Raw genomic sequence first — 20,638 nt, 5'->3', positions numbered from 1 at the left:
CGCCCGGCGGGCCGTGCGGCTCGTACGGACCCGATCCGCAGGCTTTCGGCCATGATGGCTTCGGGGGGTCGTTCGGTCCGGCCGATCCGGGGGCGGGGGTCTCGGTGAGCTATGTCATGAACCGGATGGGCCCCCGCGTCGCCGGTGATCCACGAAAGTTGTCGCTGGTCAACGCCCTGTACAGGGCGTCGTAACAATTCATGGCCGTGGGCGGACCGTCCGGTTTCGGCCGAACCTCCCAACCACTCTTCCTCGGTGATTCGGGCCGGTGCTAGATCTGGTGGCGCAATGAGCCCGCACGGCTACGGCAAGTCACCACCAGGAGGGCACGGCATGGCCTGCACCACCCCGCACGACCACTCTCGGGGCGAGGCCCGGCCCCTGTACCGGAAAATAGCGGCGGCGCTGCTCGGGGAACTGCGCGACGGAACGATTCCCCCGGGCGAACGGCTGCCGGGGGAACGGCAATTATCCGAACATTTCGGCGTGAGCCGGGAGACCGTCCGCCAGGCTCTGGAGGTGCTGCGCCGCGAGGGCCTGGTCGCCACGGACCGGCGGGGCAGCCATGCCACGCTGCCCGGGACGCCGGTCGAGCACCCGGCCGCGCTCGCCTTCCCGGTGGGCATCCTGGCCCCGGGCGGCTCCGACCGGGCCACGGTGACCTGGGAGCCGCCCTCGCCGGAACACGCGAGGGCGCTGGGTCTTGACCCGCACCGGCCGACCCTGGTCCACCGCTACGAGTCCGCGGGCGCCGACGAACGCGGCCGGCGCACGGCGATCACCTCGTTCTCGGCGGTGGCGCTGTCGGAGGTGGCGGAGCTGGCGCGCTACCGCGATCGGACCCTGGCGAGCGACTCGGCGCAGCTGCGCCGGGTCTACGACTGGATGCGGCAGGCCGGTCTGGCGCTGCACCACCGGGACGCGATCACCCCGCTCGACGACGTCCCGTCGATGCGGGTGACCCGGCTGGTCCACGATCAGCACGCCCGGCCGCTGGAGATCACGGATCTGCTGGTGGACGCCCGGCAGGACGCGCTGGTCTACGAGTTCACGGTGCCCGCGGCGGGCTGAGCCGCGGGCCGGGCGGCCCGCATCGCCCGGGCCTGCCGGCCCAGCGCGAGCAGCCGTCCGTCGGCGGCCCGGACGGCGCCGTCGGCGCGCTCGGTACGGATCCGCACCAGCGCCGGTCCACCGTCCGCGCCCGTGGTCAGGGCGTCGGTGAACGGCACGGTCGGTTCGGCGGTGGGGACGGGGCGGGGGGGGTGCGGCGGGCGGGCGGCGGGACATCGGTCAGGGTGGCGACGGCCGCCGCTTCCAGCGTCCGTCGGGGAACCGCACCCGGTCGGTCAGTTCCGCCCGCTCCCCGCCGCCCAGCGGCCGGTCGGCGGTGGTGGGCCGGATCTCCAGCTGCCGGGCACCACCGGCGCCCCGCCCTGGTGCCCGGTGAACCGACCGGCGACGGTGCGGCGCCCGGCCGCGGGGGCGGTGTCGGAGAAGTGCGGCGGGCCGACGTCGGCGGGCGCGAGGAAGTGTGTGGTCAGGGTGCGGACCGGGCGCGCGCCACCACCATCCGCACCCGTGGGCTGCCGTCCGCGCGCCGGCCGAACTCGGGCAGCGGCGTCAGTTCCACCCCGAACCCGGCCCGGGTCAGTTCCCGGCGCACGTCGGCCAGCCGGAAGGCCCGGTAGTACATGACGAACGGAGGCCGCCACAGCGCATTGCGCACCCGCATCACGGCGTCGAAGCCGGCCAGCTTCCAGTACCCGGCGGACGCCGGGCGCGGCGGCGCGATCAGCGGGAAGGCGAAACAGCCCCCGGGCCGGAGCACCGAGCGGACCTGGCTGAACAGTCCGGGCAGTTCACGCGGCAGGAAATGGCCGAAAGCGCCGAGACTGACGACGAGATCGAAGGCGGGCGCGAAGGGCAGCGCGCGGGCGTCGGCCCGCACCCAGGACACGCGCGGGGCGGTGGGCCAGGCGCGGGTTCTCGCCACGTCGAGCATCCCGGCGCTGAAGTCCACGCCGGTCACACTGCGCCCGCACACCCGGGCCAGCACCTCGACCCCGGCGCCCGTCCCGCAGCACAGGTCGAGCCCGTCGGCGTACCCGCCGCGAGCGGCCCCGGTCCGGGCCAGCGCGGCGGCCACGGCGTCGAGGACCGGCTCGGGGGTGCGGAACGGCGTGTGGTCGAACTTCGGGGCGAGCAGGTCGTAGCCGTGCTCGACGGAGGACAGCGCCTGGACGGCGAGTTCACGGGCGGTGGGGCCCTCGGGGCGGAACATCCCGGTCACCTCGGGGAGAGGCGCGGGGCGCGCCGGTCGAGGACGGCGAGGGCGCGGTCGCACCAGCTCAGCTTCTCCCGCTCGAAGGCGATGCCGCCCATCAGCGTGAGGTACGGCCCGATCCGGTCGGCCGTACGCAGGTAGTCGTCCTCGTCACGGCCGCCGAGCAGCCGTTCGCGGACCCGTTCGAAGCGGTCCAGTCTGCCGCGCGCCCACGTCCTGCGCTCCTCGATCAGCTCGCGGGTGGCGGCGGGGTCGGCGGCGTCCATGGCCTGGATCTTGATCATGAGTTCGTCGCGCAGGGCGGTGGGGCGCCGGGTGGGCGCGACGGCGAAGGCCCGCAGTTCCTCGCGCCCGGCCTCGGTGAGGGTGAACATCCGTTTGTCCGGGCGCCGCTCCTGGCGCACCACCCGGGCCCGGATCAGGCCGTCCCCGGCCAGCCGCTCCAGCTCCCGGTAGAGCTGCTGCGGGGTCGCGGGCCAGAAGGTGGCGGACGAGACGTCGAAGATCTTGGAGAGCTGATAGCCGGACGCCTCGCCCTCCAGGAGGGCCGCCAGGACGGCGTACTTCACAGACATGCGAACACACGCTAGCAGGGAGTGATTATTCATATCCGCACCTGATCAATAAATTTACTACGCGCGGACGCCGCCTACGCCGCCTCGGCGCCCTGGCGCCTCGGCGGCTTGATCTCGCCCCCGGATTCCGGCGTGGCCCCCCGCCGCCCGTCCCGGGACGGTTGGATGGCGGCATGACCAGCGACGAGGACGACCGCCTGATGCGGGTCAACCGGGCCAACTGGGACGCGCGCACACCCGTACATCTGACCAGCCGGTTCTACGGGGTGGACGAGGGCGGCGATCCGGCGCGCTGGTTCGCCCCGTTCGAGTGGGAGGACCTCGGGGACCCGGCCGGGCGGGACGTGCTGCATCTCCAGTGCCATCTGGGCACCGAGACAATCGCCTTCGCCCGGCGCGGGGCCGCGAGCGTGACCGGGCTGGACTTCTCCGCCGCTTCAGTGACCGCCGCACGCGGGATCGCGGCACGGGCCGGGGTGGAGGTCACGTACGTACAGGCCAATGTGTACGACGCCGTGACGGCGCTCGGCGGGCGGCGGTTCGATGTGGTGTACACCGGCAAGGGCGCGCTGTGCTATCTGCCGGATCTGACGCGCTGGGCCGCGGTGATCGGGGAACTGCTGCGGCCGGGCGGGGTGTTGTACGTGGCCGAGTTCCACCCGCTGCTCAACGCCCTCGGGACGACGCCCGGTCCGGGCGAGGGGCCGGAGCTGCTGCTGCGCCGCGACTACCTCGCCGGGAGCGGGCCGGTGCGGCGGGACTCGACCTTCACCTACACCGACGGGCCCGCCGTCGAGGGCGCCACCGAGAGTTTCGAGTGGATGCACGGAATAGGCGAGGTCATCACCGCGTTGACGACAGCGGGACTGAGTGTCCGGCGGCTGCGGGAGAGCGAGGAGCTGCCCTGGCCGCGCTGGGCACGGATGGAGCGCACCGCCTCCGGGTGGTGGCGCCTTCCCGAGCCGCGTGTCCCGCTGCTGTACGGGTTGCTGGTGGGCCGCTGACGGTCCCTGCGGTGCCTATCCCCTGCGGGGTGGCCATGGCCCGCTGACGTTCTCCGGGGGCCGCTGATGGCCCGTGGTACAGTGCGAACAGCACTTGTGTTCGTCCCGTCGTGGACGCCGGTGCCCGTTCCGTCTGATTCCTTCTCTTCGCCGCTGAGTCGGCCGTATTCCCGGTTCCGGTCTCACGGCTCTCCAGTTCCACCTCACCTCTCAGGTCCGGGGTGTGCTGTTCCCCGCCGCCCGCAGGCGTGGCGCGCTGTCGAGCGCCCGGTCGCCTCCCTTCGCGGCACTCTCCCTCCCCTTCGCATGTCTCATGCCCGTGTCCTCGAAAGGACCGATCCATATGACCACCACCACACTCGAACACCCCCCGGTGCAGCAGCCTCCGGTACGGCAGCAGGCCGCCCACCGGATCGCCGTCGGCGTCCTGGACATCGACGGCAACGGGAAGGGGCACCTGCGGGGCCAGGAACTGCTGCCCGAACCCGCCGACCCCGCCGTCTCCCCCGCCCTGATCCGCCGTCACCAACTGCGCAAGGGCGACTTCGTGGAGGGCCTGCGCGGTGAGCGCGGCGGACTCACCGAGGTCGCGCTCATCAACGGTCACACCCCCGACGAACTGCGCGAACGCCGTCACTTCCGCGATCTGACCCCGCTGCACCCGCGTACCCGGCTGCGCCTGGAGCACCCGGCGGCCGGGCTCACCGGACGGGTCACCGATCTGATCTCGCCGATCGGCAAGGGCCAGCGCGGGCTGATCGTGGCCCCGCCCAAGACCGGCAAGACCGTGCTCCTCCAGCAGCTCGCCGCGGCCGTCGCCGCCAACCACCCCGAGTGCCACCTGATGGTGCTGCTGCTCGACGAGCGCCCCGAGGAAGTCACCGACATGCGGCGCTCGGTGCGCGGCGCGGTGTACGCCTCCACCTTCGACCGGGCGCCGCGGCAGCACATCGCGCTCGCCGACCTCGTCGTCGAACGGGCCAAGCGGCTGGTCGAGGCGGGCGAGGACGTCGTGATCCTGCTCGACTCACTGACCCGGCTGTGCCGGGCCCACAACAACGCGGGCACCTCCAGTGGCCGCACCCTCAGCGGCGGGGTCGACGCCGCCGCGCTGCACGGCCCGAAGCGGCTGTTCGGCGCCGCGCGGCTGGCCGAGGAGGGCGGCTCGCTCACCATCGTGGCCAGCGCGCTCGTCGAAACCGGCTCCCGCGCGGACGACTTCTTCTTCGAGGAGCTGAAGAGCACCGGCAACATGGAACTGCGGCTGCACCGCGAGCCGGCCGCCCGCCGGGTGTTCCCGGCCGTCGACATCAACCGCTCCGGCACCCGCCGCGAGGAACTGCTCCTGTCCCCCGGCGAGTTGAACGCCACGCGCGGGCTGCGCCGGGTGCTCCAGAACCGGGACGGCGAGGCCAGCCTGGAAACCCTTTTGGAGCGGATGCGCGAAACGCCGGACAACGCGACCTTCCTGCGACGGATCCAGCCGACGCTGCCGGCGGGGTGAGCCGGGCGGGCGCGGTCGGGCGCGGTCGGGGTGAGCCGGGAGCGGGCTGGGAGCGGGCTGGGAGCGAGCCGGGAGTGTGGCGAGGGACCTCCGGTCGCCCGGTCGTCCGGTCGCCCGTTCGCCCACGGGGTCCATCGGCTCGATCCCTCAGCCGGATCCCTCAGCCGGATCCCTGAGCCGAACCTCCGAGCCGGATCCCTTCACCTGACCCCCGGCTTGATCCCCCGTCACTCCGACACGCCGGGGGCGTGCGGCATCCGGGTGCTCGCGTGGCCCGTTCGGACCTTGCAGCGCGGTGCTCGGCCCACAGCTTCCTACGTTGATCGTATGACGATCGGATTCTCCTCCCGGACGGCTTCGGTGTCCTGCGCGCTCTGCGTCGCGGGCGTCCTCGCTCTCGCCCCCGCCGCGCTCGCCGTACCGTCCGGCGCGGATGCCGCGCGGCCCGGCGCTGATCCCCTCGGCCCCGGGCACAGCGCCACGGCCCCGCATCCGTCACTGCTGTACCGGTCCGGCACACAGGTCCGCGCGCGGACCGGCGCTCCCCGCGTCCCGGACCTCTCCGCACTGTCATGGCTGGTGGCCGACGCCCGCACCGGCGAGGTGCTCGCCGCGCACGAGGCACACCGCAAGCTGCCGCCCGCCAGCACCCTGAAGACCCTGTTCGCGCTCACCGTGCTGCCGGTGCTGCCCAGCGGCATCGAGCACGAGGTGGGCGACGAGGAACTCCTGGACGTGGGGCCGGGCAGCAGCCTGGTCGGGGTCCGCGAGGGCATCTCCTACCGGCTGGCGGACCTGTGGCGCGGGGTGTTCCTCAGCTCCGGCAACGACGCCGTGCGGGTGCTGGCCGGGCTCAATGGCGGCTGGTCGGCGACCGCGCGGCAGATGCAGGCCAAGGCGCGGACGCTGGGTGCCCGGGACACCCAGGTGGAGTCGCCCGACGGGTACGACGCGGAGGGCCAGGTGTCCTCGGCGTACGACCTGGCCGTGTTCGGGCGGGCGGGGCTGCGCAACGCGGACTTCGCCGGGTACTGCCGGACCGTCGAGGCGGACTTCCCCGGGGGCGGCGGCTGGACGTTCCCGATCCGCAACACCAACCGGCTGCTCACCGGCGACGACGGGGTGGCGGACTACCCGGGGCTGCTGGGCATCAAGAACGGCTACACCAGCAACGCCGGATACACCCTGGTCACCGCCGCCCACCGGGGCTCGCGCACGCTGGTCGTCACGGTGATGAACCCTCAGGACGGCGATCCCTCGGCGGTCTACGAGGAGGCGCGGTCGCTGCTGGACTGGGGCTTCGACGCGGCCGGGCGGGTGGACCCGGTCGGTTCGCTGGACGCGCTGCGGGCCGGGTCGCGGTCCGCCTCCGACCCGGCGTCGGTCCCCGTGGCCATGACCCGCGCCCCGGAGACCGGGCCGGGCTGGCCGGGGGCCCTGGCCATCGGGCTCGCGGCCTGTCTCGGCGCGGGCACAGTGGTGCTGGTGCTGCGGAGGCTGGGCATCCGGGCGGACTGACCGGTCGGCAGCCACAGCAGCAGGCCGAGTGTGATCCAGGTGTAGAGGTTGCCGCCGAGGAAGCCGTCGACGCCGGAGGCGTCGTCGAACCACAGCCAGACGACGCTGGTGCACAGCACGGCGTACAGGGTGCCCGCGGTTCTCCAGTGCCCGGCGCGGACCAGGACCGCGAAGGACGGGAGCAGCCACACCAGATGGTGCACCCAGGTGATCGGGCTGATCAGACAGGCCGTCAGCCCGGTCAGCGCGAACGCGGCCCGCCAGTCACCGGCCGCCACCGCCCGCCGGGAGCGCCACGCCCACACGCCGAGGACCGCCGCGACCGCGATCGCCCAGGCCGGGCGGCCGGTCTCGCCGAGCCGGGCGAGGACGCCCTGGAGGGACTGGTTGGACACATAGTCGAGGCGTCCGACGCGGGTGGTGTCCCACATCGCCTCGGTCCAGTAGTAGCGGGAGGCGCCGGGCACGATCAGCGCCGCCAGCCCGGTCGCCGCGGCGGCCACCAGGGTGGCGACGACGGCGGCCCGGCGGCGCCCGGCGATCAGCAGCAGCCCGATGAAGACCGCGGGCGTCAGCTTGATCGCGGCGGCCAGCCCGATGCCGATGCCCGCCCAGCGGCTCCGGCCGTTCGCCAGCAGCCACATGTCGGCCAGCACCAGCGCCAGCAGGATCACATTGACCTGGCCGAAGCTGAACGTGTCGCGCAGCGGTTCGTACAGGGCGAGGACACAGGCGGCCAGCGCGCAGCCGTACCAGCCGTAGCGGCGCCAGGCCCGGCCGGTGAGCAGCCGCAGCACCGCCAGGAGGGCGGCCAGGTTCAGGAGGAGGGCCAGCGCGATGGCGGTGCGCAGGCCGAACAGCCCCATCGGCGCCATGACGACCGCCGCGAACGGCGGATAGGTGAAGCCGTACGCCGTCCCCGGCACCCGGTAGGCGTAGAGGGGGCCGCCGTCGTGCAGCCAGCTGTGCACGGTGCCGTGGTAGACGCGCAGGTCGAACCAGTCGCGCAGCAGCGGCACGGTCGCCGTGAAGACGGTCACGGCGGCGATCAGCACGAGGACGAGGGCCAGGCGGCCGCGGTCGGTGCGGGGCGCGCGCAGCCGTGGCCCTGGCCATGGCCCTTTGGATCCCGTGGCACCGCCCTGGGCGCTCACGCGGTCCGTCCCACGACCGTGGTCTGCGCGGACTGGTGGGCCTGCCACAGCACCACCACGGCGAGCACCCCGCCGGACACCGCGAGGACCAGCTGGCCGAGATCGGCCGGCCCGCCGCTGGGCAGTACGGACAGCGCCAGTACGGCGGTGACGGCGGCCACCCGGTGACGTACCGAGGTGCTGGGCGCGGCGGCGGCGATCAGGAACAGGCCCCACAGCGCGTACCAGGGGCGGATCGCGGGGCCGAACGCGGCGACGGCGGCCAGGCTCAGGCCGAGCGCGTACACCGGGCGGGGCCGCAGCCGTACCCAGATCAGGAGCAGGGCCACGGCGGTCAGGGCGAGGCCGAGCGCGTGCCAGGCCGGGACGGCGAGGGGGGCCAGATCGCTGCCGACGCGCTCCAGGAAGGCTTCGGTGGCGCGGCCGAGGAGGCTGGTCAGGGCCCAGTTCTGCGAGGAGACAGGGGTGTTGAGGGCGCCTATCCAGCCGTAGCCGGTACCTGCCACGGCGGTCGCGGCGACCGTGGTGGCCGCGGCGGCGGTGGCGGTGGTGAGCAGCGCGCGGGCCGGGCCGCGGCCCGCGCGGATCTGGAGGACGACGACCGCGGCGAGCGCGAGCGCGGCCGGTGCCTTCACCAGCGCGGCCAGCGTGACCAGGACGGCGCCCAGGACCGGCCGGCGGCCCAGCGCGGCGACCAGGCCGAGGCCCATCAGGCCGAGCATCAACGCGTCGTTGTGCGCGCCCGCCACCAGGTGCAGCAGGACCAGCGGGTTGAGCGCGCCGAGCCACAGCGCGGCGGACGGGTCGGCGCCGCTGTGCCGGGCGAGGCGGGGCAGGGCCACGGCCATCAGGGCCACGCCGGTGAGCGCCAGCAGCCGCATGCCCATGAGCCCGGCGGGCAGTTCGCCGCGGGTGAGGCCGGAGAGGGCGGAGGCGACGGCGAGGAAGACCGGGCCGTACGGGGCGGCCGTGTGCTGCCACACCGGGGACACCTCGTCGGCCAGCGGGCCGCCGAGCACGCTCGGGCCGTGCGCGTAGACGTCCAGTTGGGCGTCGACCATGGCGCCCTGGGCGAGATAGCTGTAGACGTCCCGGCTGAACAGCGGCGGGGCCAGCAGCAGCGGGGCCGCCCAGAGGGCGAGCACCAGCAGCAGCGCGCGGGGCCGGGGCGGGCGCGGGCCGCGCACCAGGCGGCCGAGCAGCGCCCAGGCCGCGATCAGCAGGACGACGCCGAAGTACACGCCCACCAGGCCGAGGGCGGCGGTCGCCGAGGACGGGGCGAGCAGTTCGCGTACGGGCAGGGCTCCGGCCGTCTCACCGCCCGCCGCGAGGAAGGCGGTACCGGCCAGGCCGAGAGCCTGGCAGCGGCGGAGATCGACGGGAAGAACCAGGGCCAGCACCCGGGCAGGATGTCAACGGCGGGTAGCCGGGAATCGACGCCGGTCGGGACGGGTGGGGGGTGGGGGGTGACAGATCGCTGCCGCTCGGGTGGGGGGTGGGGGCGTTCGGGTGGGTGAGGGGTGGTTTTCGGGTGCGGGTTGTGGGGGGCTGGTCGCGCAGTTCCCCGCGCCCCTTAGGGGCCCTGGCGGGCCCCCCGGGGGCGCCTTCGGGATGGCGCCTTTGGGTGGGTGCCCTTGGGCGGGGCTTCAGGCTCGCGGGGTGGGTCCTCAGGCGGGAGTTCCCGGTGTCGTGAGGGGGTCCAGGGCGTGGACCGGGCGTATCTGGCCCACCGGTCGGCCGCCGCCTAGCAGGGGCGTGGCCGCGAACTCGGTGAGCAGGGCCGGATCGACGCCCGCGCGGGCCAGCGCGGCGGCGGTGACCGGGCCCCGGGCGCGGCTCGCGCCGTCGGAGATCTTCACGGCGACGGTCCGGCCGTCGGGCAGGGCGGCCACCTGGACGCCCTCGTAGCCGTCCTTGGCGAGCAGTCCGGGCACGGCCCGCATCAGCGCGGCCACGTCCCGGCCGGAGCCGGAGGCCATCTCGGCGTGCTCGCGCAGCGCGTCGGCCACCCGCGCCTCGGGAGTACCGGGCGCGGCGGTCACGATCCGGGCGGTGGCGCGAGCCAGCCCGTGCAGGGAGATCGCGAACAGCGGGGCGCCGCAGCCGTCGACCGTGACCTGGGCGACGCGCTGGCCGGTGAGGTCCTCGACGGTCGCGGCGATGGCCCGCTGGAGCGGGTGGGCGGGGTCGAGATAGTCGTCGAGGGTCCAGTCGTTGACCCGGGCGGTGTGCAGCATGGCCGCGTGCTTGCCGGAGCAGTTCTGGGCGAGGCGGGAGGGCGACCGGCCCTCGCGCACCCAGGTGTCCCGGACGACCTGGTCGAGCGGCAGGTCGGGGACGTTGCGCAGATCGGCGTCGGAGAGCCCGGCCAGTTCCAGGACACGCCGGGCGGCGGCCAGATGGCGTTCCTGGCCGGAGTGGCTGGCTGCCGCGAGCGAGAGCAACTCGCCCTCCAGCGGCAGTCCCGCGCGGACCATGGCGACGGCCTGCACCGGCTTGACCGCCGAGCGCGGATAGAAGGCCGCCTCGATGTCCCCGAGCTGGAACTCCACCCGGCCGTCCGCGCCGAGCACGACGACGGAACCGTAGTGAATGCCCTCCACCACCCCGCCCCGCACGACGTGGGCGACAGGGGCGTGGAAGGGCTCGCGGATCAGAGGTGCGTCGGCGAGGGAGGAACTGTGCATCGGGGCCCGGGTTTCGGTGAGGGGGATGAAGGGGGTGGAGGGGGTGACCGGAGTGGCGTGGGGTGGGGGTTCGGTGTGGGGAAAGGTCTCTGCGTGCAGTCGACTCGCGGGTGGCGGGGGATCGGGATGGGGGTGGGGCTGGGACGCCCGCGCAGGTCGGGGGTCGGGCGCGGGCGCGGGGGCGGGGGCGGCAGGGGTGGGCGCGGGATCGTCGGGTGCTTCGCTCATACGCCCGCTGCCCGCATTCCGATCCCGCCCGTTCCCGGGGTCGGGCCCATGCCCATGCCCATGCCCATGCCGGCCGCCCCCACGATCGCCGTCAGGCTGCTCTCCACCCGGTCCAGGTGATGGGCCATGGCGTCGCTCGCGTCCCGCGCGGAACCGGCGGTCAGGGCCGCCACGATCGCCCGGTGCTCACGGTCGGAGTGCTCGCGCCGGCCGCCGAGTTCGTTGAGGAACGCGGACTGCCGGGCGAGGGCGTCGCGGATCTCCTCGATCACCCGGCGGAAGACCGGGTTCTGCGCGGCCTCGGCGACGGTGAGATGGAACAGGGTGTCCATCGCGACCCAGGCGGCGGTGTCCGTCTCGCGTTCCATACGGTCCAGGAGACGGGTCAGCCGGTCGAGGTTCGCCGGGGTGCGGCGGACCGCCGCGTATCCGGCGACCGGGATCTCGATGTGCCGGCGCACCTCCAGCAGATCGCCGGCCGTGTAGTCGCCGAAGGTGGGGTCCTGAACGTGCTGGGCGATCACGAAGGTGCCCTTGCCGGTTCTGGCCACGGTCAGTCCCATGGTCTGGAGGGCGCGCAGGGCCTCGCGCAGCACCGGCCGGGAGACCTCCAGGGTCCGGCACAGCTCCGCCTCGGAGGGGAGCTTGTCCCCGATGGCGTACTCGCCGCGTTCGATGGAGCCGCGGAGGTGGCCGAGCACCGCCTCCAGCGCGCTGACGCGCCGCGGGCTCGTTCCACCTGTCTGGCTGTCTGACAGGTTCACGCTCCCGATCGTGCGGTCCGGACGCGGGACTGTCAAGGCGGTGCGGTGCCGTCGGGCGCGGGATCGGTGGGAGGCGGGCCCGTCAGGCGATCCGCCGGGCGGCCGGTCCCGTAATCCGTCGGGCGGCCTGCCCCGCAAACCGGGCAACCCTCCGATTCGGCAGGGGGGCTACCACCACCCCCCTTCGGGGGCAGGCGCCATTCTGCTGTGCGAATCGCGTTCACATACTGGAGCGCATGGCCAACCCCATGGTGCTCACGGAGAATTCATCCGCGCGTGAACGGCGAAAAGAGGGCGACCCGCAGCAAACAGACACCCCGCCGGTAATCGCGCCGGTAATCGCGCCGGGCGACGGCTCCGGACAGCCGGGCAGTGATTTCGCCGAGCTGTCCCGGCGGATATCCGCGGCGGGCCTGCTGCGCCGCCGCCCGCTGTACTACACGGTCCGTTTCGGGCTGGTCGGGCTCGCCCTCGCCGGAGGGGTCGCCGCGTTTGTCGCGCTGGGTGCGAGCTGGGCCCAACTGATCGTCGCCGTGGTGATGGCCGGGGTGTTCGGGCAGCTCGGACTGGCCGCGCACGACCTCGCCCACCGCCAGGTCTTCTCCCGCCGCCGGTCCAGCGAGATCGGCGGGCTGCTGGTGGCGAATCTGCTGCTGGGCATGAGCTACGGCTGGTGGATGAACAAGCACACCCGGCACCACGCGAATCCCAATCACGAGGGAAAGGACCCGGACGTCTCCCCCGAGATTCTGGTCTGGTCGCAGCGGCAGGCGCGCAAGGCACAGGGAATTCCCAGGTTCATCGGAAAGCACCAGGCGGCCCTTTTCCTCCCCTTGCTGACGCTGGAAGGGCTCAATCTGAGTTTCAGCAGTTTCAGGGCGCTGCGCAGCCCGACGATGAAACGCCCGGTGTTGGAGGGAACGCTGCTCGTCGCGCATTTCGCGCTGTATTTCGGCGGTCTGTTCCTGGTGCTGTCGCCGCTCCAGGCGCTCGCCTTCATCGCCGTCCACCAGGGTCTGTTCGGGGTCTATCTCGGCTCGGTGTTCGCGCCCAACCACAAGGGCATGCCGATGATCGAGGAGGGCACCCGGCTGGACTTCCTGCGCCGCCAGGTGCTGACCTCCCGCAATGTGCGGGGCGGTGTGCTGGTCGACGCCTTCATGGGCGGGCTCAACTACCAGATCGAGCACCATCTCTTCCCCAGCATGCCGACCCCGGCCCTGGGCGAGGCCCAGATCATCACCGAGCGGTACTGCGCCGAACTGGGCATCCCGTACTGCCAGACCGGGCTGCTCGCCTCGTACGGGGAGGCGCTGCGGCATCTGCGGAGCGTGGGTCAGCCGCTGCGGGACGGCCACTGACGCGGGGCGCGGGGGGTCAGCTTTCCAGCACCCCCGTGCCGAGCAGGGCGAAGAGCAGCAGGCCGACGGCGATCCGGTAGATCACGAAGGCGTTGAAGGTGTGCTTGGCGACATACTTCAGCAGCCAGGCGATGGACGCGTACGCCACGACGAAGGACACCGCCGTCCCGGCGATCAGCGGGGCGGCGCCCGCGCCGGTGCCCAGGGCGTCCTTCAGCTCGTAGATCCCGGCGCCGGTCAGGGCGGGGATGCCGAGGAAGAACGACAGCCGGGTGGCCGCCACCCGGTCCAGGTCGAGCAGCAGCGCCGTGGACATGGTGGCGCCGGAGCGGGAGAAGCCGGGGAAGAGCAGTGCGAGGATCTGGGAGCCGCCGACCAGCATGGCGTCCTTGAACGAGGTGTCGTCCTCACCGCGCTTGTGCCGCCCCAGCCGGTCCGCCGCCCACATCACCGCACTGCCCGCGAGCAGCGAGCCCGCGACCACCCACAGCGAGGCCAGCGGCCCCTGGATCAGTGGCTTCGCCGCCAGGCCGACCACGACGATCGGGATCGTCGCGAAGATCACCCACCAGGCGAACTTGTAGTCGTGGCGGTAGCGCTGCTCCGGGTCGCGCAGTCCGCGCGTCCACGCCGACAGGATCCGTGCGATGTCCGTGCGGAAGTAGACGAGGACGGCGGCGATGGCGCCGACCTGGATGACGGCCGAGAACCCGATGACCGCGTGGTCGTCCACGGGGATGCCCATCAGCCCCTCGACGATCTTCAGATGGCCGGTCGAGGAGACGGGCAGGAACTCGGTCACCCCCTCGACGGCTCCCAGGACGACGGCCTGACCGATGCTGATGGCGCTCATGTGATCCAGTTCTGCTCAGGCGGGCGCGCGCCCCGGCGGGGTGGCGCGGCGGATGCCACGGCGTCCCAGGGCGCCGCGGTGGATCACTCCTACTACACGCGGGCGAGAATCCCGGCTTACCTGCGCCGGGCGGGTGCGGGTGCCTACGCCGGGCGGGTGCGGGCCACACCTGTACGGCGTCCTGCCGCCCCAGGCCGGCGCCCACCGGCGATCGCCCGGCGCCGGCCGAACGCTCACAACGACCTCTTACCCGCTACCACCCCTTCTCGAAGAACCGCGCCACCTCGGCGATCCGGAACTCGTCGCGCCGGTAGCAGGTGCGGCGCCGTACCCGTTTGCTGCGCAGGACCCCGAGGTCGGCGAGCAGCCTCAGATGGGTGTCGGCGACCGCCCGGTCCACTCCGAGTTTGGCCGCGACGGCCTCCGCCGGGACTCCGTCCTCACACAGATCGAGTCGGCGCTGCGGCGGGAAGTGGGCCGGCGGGTCCTTCAGCCACTCCAGAATGACGAGGCGCAGATCGCCGCCAGGAGTCCTGAGCATCACGTCCTCCAGGGTCCGGGCCGTTCATACGGTGTTTCCCACTGTGGCGGGCGCCGGACCATCACGTCCGGTACTCGCCGACGCTTGACCGGTACGAATCGGCTCGATGGCTCAGGCACGGCGAGTTGAGGGGAGTCCCGGAAGTCGGCAGGTCGGCGTACGGCACGGAGGGCCCGGCCTGTCCCTCGACGCGACCGGCGAGACGCACGAGCAGCGCTAGTTGCACACTCAACGACCGGCGGTTTCGGTGTTACCGTGCCGGTATGGGAACGCACACACTCGACGCGGGGCTGGAAGCACGCTGGCGGGACATCCTCGCGGTGCACGCGCGCACGATGTGCGAGATCGACCGTGTTCTGCACCCCTACGGACTCGGCGCGAGCGACTTCGAGGTGCTGGACATGCTGGCCGCCGAGGTCCCCGGGGACGACCTCCCGTGCCGGGTGCAGAACCTGGCGGGCCGGATCCATCTGAGCCAGAGCGCGCTCTCCCGCCTCATCGGCCGGCTGGAGAAGGACGGCCTGGCGATCCGGTCCATGTGCGCCGAGGACCGGCGCGGCGTCCGGGTCGCCCTGACCGACAAGGGACGCGCCCTGCACGCCGAGGTACGACCGCTGCAACGGGCGGCGCTGGAACGGATGCTGGGCGGCTGACCGCCGTAACCGACCCGCCGTAACCGACCCGCCGTAGCCGAAGACCGGGCACTGATCATCGATTTCTACTGCTGACTGAGATGACACTTATAAGTGTCATCTCAGTCAGCAGTGTTATGGTGAGCGGGTGCCGCAGGACTCACACGTACTCTTCGCCGACCATGTCGGCCGTTTCTACGCACGCCGGTACGGCTTTCCGCCGATGGCGGGGCGGTTGCTCGGGTATCTCTTCGTCTGCGATCCGCCGCAGCAGACCATCGACGAGCTGAGCGAGGCGCTGCTGGCCAGCCGGAGTGCCGTCACGGGTGCCGTGAAACTGCTGGAGGGTCATCGGATGGCCCGGCGCACCCGGGCCGCCGGTGAGCGGGTGGACCGGGTGGGCCTGGATCCGGAGAGCCGGCAGCCGCAGAACTTCGACTCCGGGCTCCATGGGGAGCACGCGGCGCTGTTCCGGGAGGGCCTGGCGCTGCTGGCCGACGCGCCGCCGGAGCGCCGGGCGCCGCTGGAGGAGATGATCGCGCTGGCCGATTTCCTGTCCGAGCGGCTGCCGAGACTGATGGACGAGTGGCACGCGCACCGCGACGCGCTCCGGGCGGCCGGGAAGCTCCCCCCGGGGGCCCTGCCACCGGGCCCACCGGCATGAACACCCCGGCGGGCATGATCACACCCCATCCACGCGAGAGGCAGACCCCCATGACCGACACCGACCACCTCGACCCGCCGGACCGGGCTCTCCTGCGCGAGCGGGCCGACCAGGGCGACCCCGACGCGCTCGACGAGCTGATCCAGTACGCCGCCGAGGACGCCGACCTGACCGAGCTGCGCCGGATCGCCGACACGGGCAACCGCACGGCGATCGACCAACTCGTGGAGACCGCGCAGGAGTTGGGTGACACGGACGAGCTGCGCAGGCTCGCGGACCAGGGCAACTCCGACGCCGCCGAGCTGCTCGCGGAGCTGTCCGGCGAGTGACGCGGCGCGGGCATCCCCAGGTCCGGCTCTGGTTCTGGCTCCGGCTCCGGCTCCGGCTCCGGCGCCGGCTCCGGCTCCGGCTCCGGCTCACAGCGTGAACTCCGTGCCGTCCGGCAGGACTTCGACCCCCGCCTCGGCCAGCCGCGCACGGGCCGTCGAGGCGGGATCGAGCAGCGGGTCGGGGTCCTCCAGCCGGGTCAGGATCCGGCGCGGTCCAGGGCGCACGGACTGGTCCCACGGCCCGGCCGGAGCGTGCGCGGCGTCGAGCACGACACCGTCGGCCGACGCGACCAGTTCGTCCAGGTCCGCGCTCCAGGCCCGTAACCGGGGCGCGTACAGCAGTACTCCCCCGGTGGCCAGATCCTCGATCCGGTACGCCGTCCCCCATGGGTCGCCGCCCATGCGGGCCGGCAGATAGCCGGGCGGGGCCGCCGTGACGGGGTGGGCGGTGACCACCAGCCCGCCCGACAGCACGAACCCCTCCTCGGGGGTGCTGTCGTACCAGTCCCAGTGCGCATAGCGGGCGAGGGCCTTGCGGGCCGGGGTCAGGGCGGCGAGGACGGGCGGGGCTGCGTACACCTTGAGGCCCTGGCTCGCGCGCAGGACGCCCAGCCCGGCCAGATGGTCGGGTTCCGCGTCGGTGAGCAGCACGCCCCGCATCAGGCTCGGGCGGGGGCCGGGCCACAGCGCGGTCGTGGTGGCGAGCTGGGCGCGCAGGTCCGGCGAGGTGTTCAGGAGCCACCAGTCGCGGGAGTTGCCGGTGACGGCCGCGCACTCCAGGGTGCGGGCCGGGATCTTTCCGTCGCGGGCGGCAGTGCAGAGCGCGCAGGCGCAGTTCCACCGCGGGAAGCCGCCGGTGGCGGCGGTGCCCAGCAGCACGACCCTCAAGACGACCCCCGACCCTCTCGCACTCTGTTCTCTTGTCACCGACCTGTGCCGTGCTCTGTGCCGTGCTCCCCCGCCGAACTCCTTCCGGTGGGGTCTTCCCACGGCGGGCCGCCCGGCCACCCCGCCCGGGGGCAGATTTCCGGCCGTCCTCGGCACACCGGCGGCGCACCGACGGCGTAACGGCCCGCCGCCCGGGGCATCCGCGTGAGACCACCCGCGCGGCAGAGGGGAGCACGGACGGGTACAGGCGGGCGCAGGAGGCGCAGGCGGGCGCGGACGGGCGCAGTGGAGGGCGATGTGGCGCGCGCGCCGTACTGGTCGTCGGCGGCGGGGGCGCAGGGACGGACGTCCGCGCTCGCGCCGTAGCAGGGGAGTTCGAGGGTCGCGCCGCACCAGGCGCGGTTCGAGGTCGCGGTGTACGAGGCGGGTCCCGGCACCGCCGAGGACATCGGCGCGTTCCTGGCCCTCGCCGGGAACGGCGTGCGGCGGCGCGGTCTCGCGGAGGGTGTCGGCCCCGTCGGACTCCGCGGGCCGCCCGGCGGGACCCGTCCCGGGGACGAGGCGCCGGCCGGGCGGCTGGAGTGGGAGTCCGATGTCAGGGCGTGGCGGCCGGTGTCAGTCGCTGTGCACGGTCAGTTCATGGATCGAGTACCCCCACTCGGTACCCCGGTCCAGGAACTGGACGCGGACGTACCGGGCGGGCACCGCGTCGAAGCGGGCGGTGTCGAGCCCGCCGTCGCCGGCGGTGGTGGACCAGGCGGTCGTCCACTGCTGTCCGTCGGTGGAGAGTTCGACGCGGTACGAGGTCCCGTACGCGCGTTCCCAGTCGAGGGTGACGCGGCCCACGCGGTGGGTGGCGCCGAGGTCGAGGCGCAGCCACTGGTCGTCGCTCCAGTCGCTGGCCCAGCGGGTGTCCGGGTCGCCGTCGACGGCCTGTCCGGGCGCGTAGCTGGTGAAGGGGTTCCACTCGGCCGAGCTGGCGGTCGCGGCCGTGCCCTGGGCGAGATTGACACCGGACGCGTGCTGCTCGGTGGAGCCCCAGGTGTCGAGATAGCTCTCGGCGCCCCGGAACAGGTCGTCCACCACCTCCTGGCCGCCGGTCACCCGGATGTCCTCGATCCAGTCGGGGACCAGGCCGTAGTGGGCGGCGCCGTCGGTGTTCAGGTCCCAGGTGCGCTCGCCGGTGGTCTGCCGGTCGATGACCGAGCCGCCGTCGGCACTGACGAAGGGGTACTCGACGGGGTCGGCGGTGTCGGCGCCGCGCGGGGCGGGCCAGCCGCCGACGCCGTTCATGTCGGTGCCGAAGCCGTAGCCGACGTCGTACTGCTCGCGCAGCGCGTCCGTCCGTTCCGCCTCCGCGGTGAACTCCTCGGAGCCGTGCATGTACTGGGCGATGAACCCGCCGAGCCCGTAGACCCGCTCGGTCCAGTCGAGGTCCATCCAGCTGTGCGAGGAGAGGACGCCCGGGTAGGACGCGGACTCGAAGATGTCGAGGACCCGGCCGGTGGCCTTGACGCTCATGTGGTCGATCTCCAGCATCATGTTGCGGTCCATCATCGCGCGTACGGCGTACTCGCCGAGGTCGGTGAGCCCGCGCGTATTGCACTGCGCGTTCTCGTCGTACGCCGGGACGTCGACGTCCGCGGGGAGTTCCTCCTCGGCGGCGGGTGCCGGGACCAGGCCGATGGGGTTGTCGTGCTGCGGGCCGGTGCACTCCTCGGTGCGCCAGAAGGTGCCGGTCGACAGGAACTGGCCGACGTTGATCGCCGTGCCGAGCGCGCCTTCGTCGAAGCGGACGCCGCACAGCGCGTTGTCGAACTTGTGGCACAGGAACATGCTGCGCACGCCGAGGTCGTACAGCTCGTCCAGGCCCTTGTCGATGTCCTCCTCGCTGCACTGCGGCACGTCCAGGATCATCTTGCAGCCGAACGGCTCGGAGGTCTCCACGCCCAGGATCACAGCCAGTTTGCCCTGTTCGATCACCTGGCGGGCCTGGGCGCTGTCGGTGACGATCCGGAACCAGCCCTTGCCGGGGCCGCCGTACATCTCGTCGATGTGGTCCTGGAGGTCGTAGGTGAGCTGCGCCTGGAGGCGGATCGACGTCATCTCGTCGCAGGAGCGGTCCTTGAAGGGGTAGATCGAGCAGATCACTCCGTTGGTGACCAGGTCGTTGACCATCACCCGCTGGCCGCCGCGCCAGGCGCGCTCGACCCAGGCGTAGTAGTTCTGCTGATGGGTCAGGGAGTCGTACGCGGGCCAGTCCGCGAAGGTGGGCCAGCCGTCCGGGTCGTGCGTGCCGTCGCCGCCGTTGGTGATGAAGTCGAACAGGGCGAGGGAGCCGTCGGGGTAGTGCTCCGGGCAGTCCTTCAGGGCGTCGGCGATGCCGTCTTCGGAGAAGGTCTGGCCGCAGATCAGCCGGCCGCCGAACGCCTCGTTGGACATCAGATGGTTGTGCGCGTCGACGAAGCCGCGGACCTCGCCGTCGGCGGTGGTGCCGGTGAAGGGCTCCCCGGTGACGTTGATGGCGGAGTCCGGGGCGGGACGGGCGGTGGGGTTCCACCAGTCGTCGCCGCCCGCGGCGGAGCTGGGCGTGGGCCCGAGGGCGAACGCCAGGACGAACAGCAACAGCGAGACGACGGTCAGATTCTTGCGGCGACGGTAGGGGCGTCGGGCCACGGACAGGTCACATCCCTCGGTCAGCGGGACGGCACGGTCGACGCGCCCAGCGGCGCGGGCACGATGCCCTCCCCCGAAGCGGGTTTGTCATGACCGGCGCAAGGTGTGGCATGAGGATCGCCATTGCGGGCGGCACGCGTCAAGAGGCGGTGAGGGGGAGACTTACTGAACGGTAGGTACGGGGGGTTTGTCTGGCGGGTTCGCCGGGTGGGGAGGGTGGTGACCGGGGCGGCGGCTCGGTCCGAGGGCACCCGGGACGACTCGCTCAGTCCGGCTGCACCCGGGCCCGTGGCAGGTCGGCGAGGATCCGTGTCACCGTCTCCTGCGGGGTCAGCTCGGAGGTGTCCAGCCAGAGGCCGAGGTGTGGGGTCTGCTCACGGAGGACCTGGTCGAGGGCGTCGACCGTCCAGGGGCCGTAGCCCGTCTTCGGCCGCCCGGTCTCCCTGTCGTGCACGCTCGCGGCGTCGGGGGCCAGGACGACGACGTACAGGGGCCGGGTCCGGACCCTGGTCACATACCGGGCGAGGTCTGCGCCGAGGACGATGTCCTGGACGATCGCCGTCCAGCCGTCGCGCGCGTACTCGTCGGCCACGAGCGCGGAGATCCGCTGGCGCAGCTCCACCTGAGCACGGGCCTCGGCGGTCTCCTCGGGCAGCAGTTCCTCGCGGCCGGAGACGATCATCCGGCGGAAGACATCGCCGCGTACATGGGCGGCCCGGGGCAGTCGCCGGGCCAGCAGCTCGGCCACGGTGGACTTGCCCGACGCCATCACGCCGGTGATCAGGACGACGGCGGATCCCGGTTCGCGGTGCACGTGGCCCGTTCTCTCGTGGACGGCAGGAAGGGGATCCATGCTGCCATGGGCCGGGTGGGGTGCCCACGGGTTGCCCGGGGACATGGCGGAGGGCACCCGGCGGTGGCGCCTGCCCCTGACCGCCCGGCGAGCCGACAGCCCCGTCCGCCGCGATGATGGGAG

The 20,638-nt window shown here is 72.9% G+C and carries 18 protein-coding genes and 3 pseudogenes; 9 read left to right on the top strand and 12 right to left on the bottom strand.

Annotation, left to right across the window (positions count from 1 at the left end; translation table 11 throughout):
• Positions 1–8: 8 nt before the first annotated feature.
• Both ACFRFC_RS05505 and ACFRFC_RS05500 read left to right on the top strand, forming a co-directional pair.
• Positions 9–194 (top strand): annotated as a pseudogene (locus ACFRFC_RS05505) (EstA family serine hydrolase); the annotation flags it as partial.
• Between the two features lie 139 nt (positions 195–333).
• Positions 334–1,071 (top strand): GntR family transcriptional regulator, encoded by a 738-nt coding sequence (locus tag ACFRFC_RS05500; protein ID WP_382683099.1) that lies wholly within the window; start codon positions 334–336, stop codon positions 1,069–1,071.
• Here the strand turns inward: ACFRFC_RS05500 and ACFRFC_RS05495 are convergent.
• From ACFRFC_RS05495 to ACFRFC_RS05485, 3 genes are all read right to left on the bottom strand, one after another.
• The gene (locus tag ACFRFC_RS05495; RefSeq protein WP_382683102.1) at positions 1,041–1,229 is read right to left on the bottom strand and encodes a hypothetical protein; all 189 of its coding nucleotides are present in this window, start codon (positions 1,227–1,229) and stop codon (positions 1,041–1,043) included. The two genes, ACFRFC_RS05500 and ACFRFC_RS05495, sit on opposite strands and share 31 nt — an antisense overlap.
• A 308-nt stretch (positions 1,230–1,537) precedes the next feature.
• Complete coding sequence (locus ACFRFC_RS05490) at positions 1,538–2,281, bottom strand: class I SAM-dependent methyltransferase (RefSeq protein ID WP_382683104.1); 744 nt, start codon at positions 2,279–2,281, stop codon at positions 1,538–1,540.
• A gap of 5 nt (positions 2,282–2,286) precedes the next feature.
• Positions 2,287–2,859 carry a PadR family transcriptional regulator gene (locus ACFRFC_RS05485; RefSeq protein WP_382683106.1) on the bottom strand — a complete coding sequence of 191 codons (573 nt, stop codon included), beginning with the start codon at positions 2,857–2,859 and terminating at the stop codon, positions 2,287–2,289.
• A 173-nt stretch (positions 2,860–3,032) separates the two neighbouring features.
• On the opposite strand from ACFRFC_RS05485, the gene ACFRFC_RS05480 reads away from it, so the two are divergent.
• From ACFRFC_RS05480 to ACFRFC_RS05470, 3 genes and pseudogenes are all read left to right on the top strand, one after another.
• Entirely contained in the window at positions 3,033–3,863 is an 831-nt protein-coding gene (locus tag ACFRFC_RS05480) for a class I SAM-dependent methyltransferase (RefSeq protein WP_382683110.1), read from the top strand.
• Between the two features lie 306 nt (positions 3,864–4,169).
• Positions 4,170–5,367: pseudogene (rho, locus tag ACFRFC_RS05475) on the top strand (transcription termination factor Rho).
• Positions 5,368–5,694: 327 nt separating this feature from the next.
• Positions 5,695–6,597: pseudogene (locus ACFRFC_RS05470) on the top strand (D-alanyl-D-alanine carboxypeptidase family protein); the annotation flags it as partial.
• Between the two features lie 35 nt (positions 6,598–6,632).
• On the opposite strand, the gene ACFRFC_RS05465 reads toward ACFRFC_RS05470, so the two are convergent.
• From ACFRFC_RS05465 to ACFRFC_RS05450, 4 genes are all read right to left on the bottom strand, one after another.
• Positions 6,633–7,985 carry a glycosyltransferase 87 family protein gene (locus ACFRFC_RS05465; RefSeq protein WP_382683731.1) on the bottom strand — a complete coding sequence of 451 codons (1,353 nt, stop codon included), beginning with the start codon at positions 7,983–7,985 and terminating at the stop codon, positions 6,633–6,635.
• Positions 7,986–8,035: 50 nt separating this feature from the next.
• Positions 8,036–9,430 (bottom strand): polyprenol phosphomannose-dependent alpha 1,6 mannosyltransferase MptB, encoded by a 1,395-nt coding sequence (gene mptB / locus ACFRFC_RS05460; RefSeq protein ID WP_382683734.1) that lies wholly within the window; start codon positions 9,428–9,430, stop codon positions 8,036–8,038.
• A gap of 276 nt (positions 9,431–9,706) precedes the next feature.
• A complete protein-coding gene (locus ACFRFC_RS05455) occupies positions 9,707–10,726 on the bottom strand; it encodes an asparaginase (protein ID WP_382683113.1) in 1,020 nt (339 codons plus the stop codon).
• Positions 10,727–10,950: 224 nt separating this feature from the next.
• The gene (locus tag ACFRFC_RS05450) at positions 10,951–11,718 is read right to left on the bottom strand and encodes a FadR/GntR family transcriptional regulator (protein WP_382683116.1); all 768 of its coding nucleotides are present in this window, start codon (positions 11,716–11,718) and stop codon (positions 10,951–10,953) included.
• Between the two features lie 248 nt (positions 11,719–11,966).
• On the opposite strand from ACFRFC_RS05450, the gene ACFRFC_RS05445 reads away from it, so the two are divergent.
• Positions 11,967–13,079, top strand: a complete 1,113-nt coding sequence (locus ACFRFC_RS05445; RefSeq protein WP_382683737.1) for a fatty acid desaturase family protein — start codon at positions 11,967–11,969, stop codon at positions 13,077–13,079.
• Positions 13,080–13,095: 16 nt separating this feature from the next.
• On the opposite strand, the gene ACFRFC_RS05440 is transcribed toward ACFRFC_RS05445, so the two are convergent.
• Positions 13,096–13,932, bottom strand: a complete 837-nt coding sequence (locus ACFRFC_RS05440; RefSeq protein ID WP_382683118.1) for an undecaprenyl-diphosphate phosphatase — start codon at positions 13,930–13,932, stop codon at positions 13,096–13,098.
• A gap of 253 nt (positions 13,933–14,185) precedes the next feature.
• Positions 14,186–14,473 carry an ArsR family transcriptional regulator gene (locus ACFRFC_RS05435; RefSeq protein ID WP_382683120.1) on the bottom strand — a complete coding sequence of 96 codons (288 nt, stop codon included), beginning with the start codon at positions 14,471–14,473 and terminating at the stop codon, positions 14,186–14,188.
• 263 nt (positions 14,474–14,736) lie between these two features.
• Between ACFRFC_RS05435 and ACFRFC_RS05430 the strand changes: the two genes are divergently transcribed.
• From ACFRFC_RS05430 to ACFRFC_RS05420, 3 genes are all read left to right on the top strand, one after another.
• Positions 14,737–15,126: a MarR family winged helix-turn-helix transcriptional regulator gene (locus ACFRFC_RS05430; protein ID WP_382683122.1), complete on the top strand. Its 390-nt coding sequence runs from the start codon at positions 14,737–14,739 to the stop codon at positions 15,124–15,126.
• Positions 15,127–15,253: 127 nt separating this feature from the next.
• Positions 15,254–15,769, top strand: a complete 516-nt coding sequence (locus ACFRFC_RS05425) for a GbsR/MarR family transcriptional regulator (RefSeq protein WP_382683124.1) — start codon at positions 15,254–15,256, stop codon at positions 15,767–15,769.
• A 50-nt stretch (positions 15,770–15,819) separates the two neighbouring features.
• On the top strand, positions 15,820–16,098 hold the full coding sequence (locus ACFRFC_RS05420; RefSeq protein WP_382683127.1) for a hypothetical protein: 279 nt from the start codon (positions 15,820–15,822) through the stop codon (positions 16,096–16,098).
• Between the two features lie 87 nt (positions 16,099–16,185).
• On the opposite strand, the gene ACFRFC_RS05415 is transcribed toward ACFRFC_RS05420, so the two are convergent.
• The 3 genes from ACFRFC_RS05415 to ACFRFC_RS05405 form a co-directional block, all read right to left on the bottom strand.
• Positions 16,186–16,977: an MBL fold metallo-hydrolase gene (locus ACFRFC_RS05415; protein ID WP_382683739.1), complete on the bottom strand. Its 792-nt coding sequence runs from the start codon at positions 16,975–16,977 to the stop codon at positions 16,186–16,188.
• Between the two features lie 624 nt (positions 16,978–17,601).
• Positions 17,602–19,662: a discoidin domain-containing protein gene (locus tag ACFRFC_RS05410; RefSeq protein ID WP_382683130.1), complete on the bottom strand. Its 2,061-nt coding sequence runs from the start codon at positions 19,660–19,662 to the stop codon at positions 17,602–17,604.
• Positions 19,663–19,927: 265 nt separating this feature from the next.
• Positions 19,928–20,476 carry an AAA family ATPase gene (locus ACFRFC_RS05405; protein WP_383112585.1) on the bottom strand — a complete coding sequence of 183 codons (549 nt, stop codon included), beginning with the start codon at positions 20,474–20,476 and terminating at the stop codon, positions 19,928–19,930.
• Between the last annotated feature and the right edge of the window lie 162 nt (positions 20,477–20,638).

Source organism: Streptomyces sp. NPDC056734, assembly GCF_042790455.1.
Classification (GTDB): Bacteria; Actinomycetota; Actinomycetes; order Streptomycetales; family Streptomycetaceae; genus Streptomyces.
Note: the sequence above shows the minus strand (reverse complement) of the source record. Positions and strands in the feature narration are given on the sequence as shown.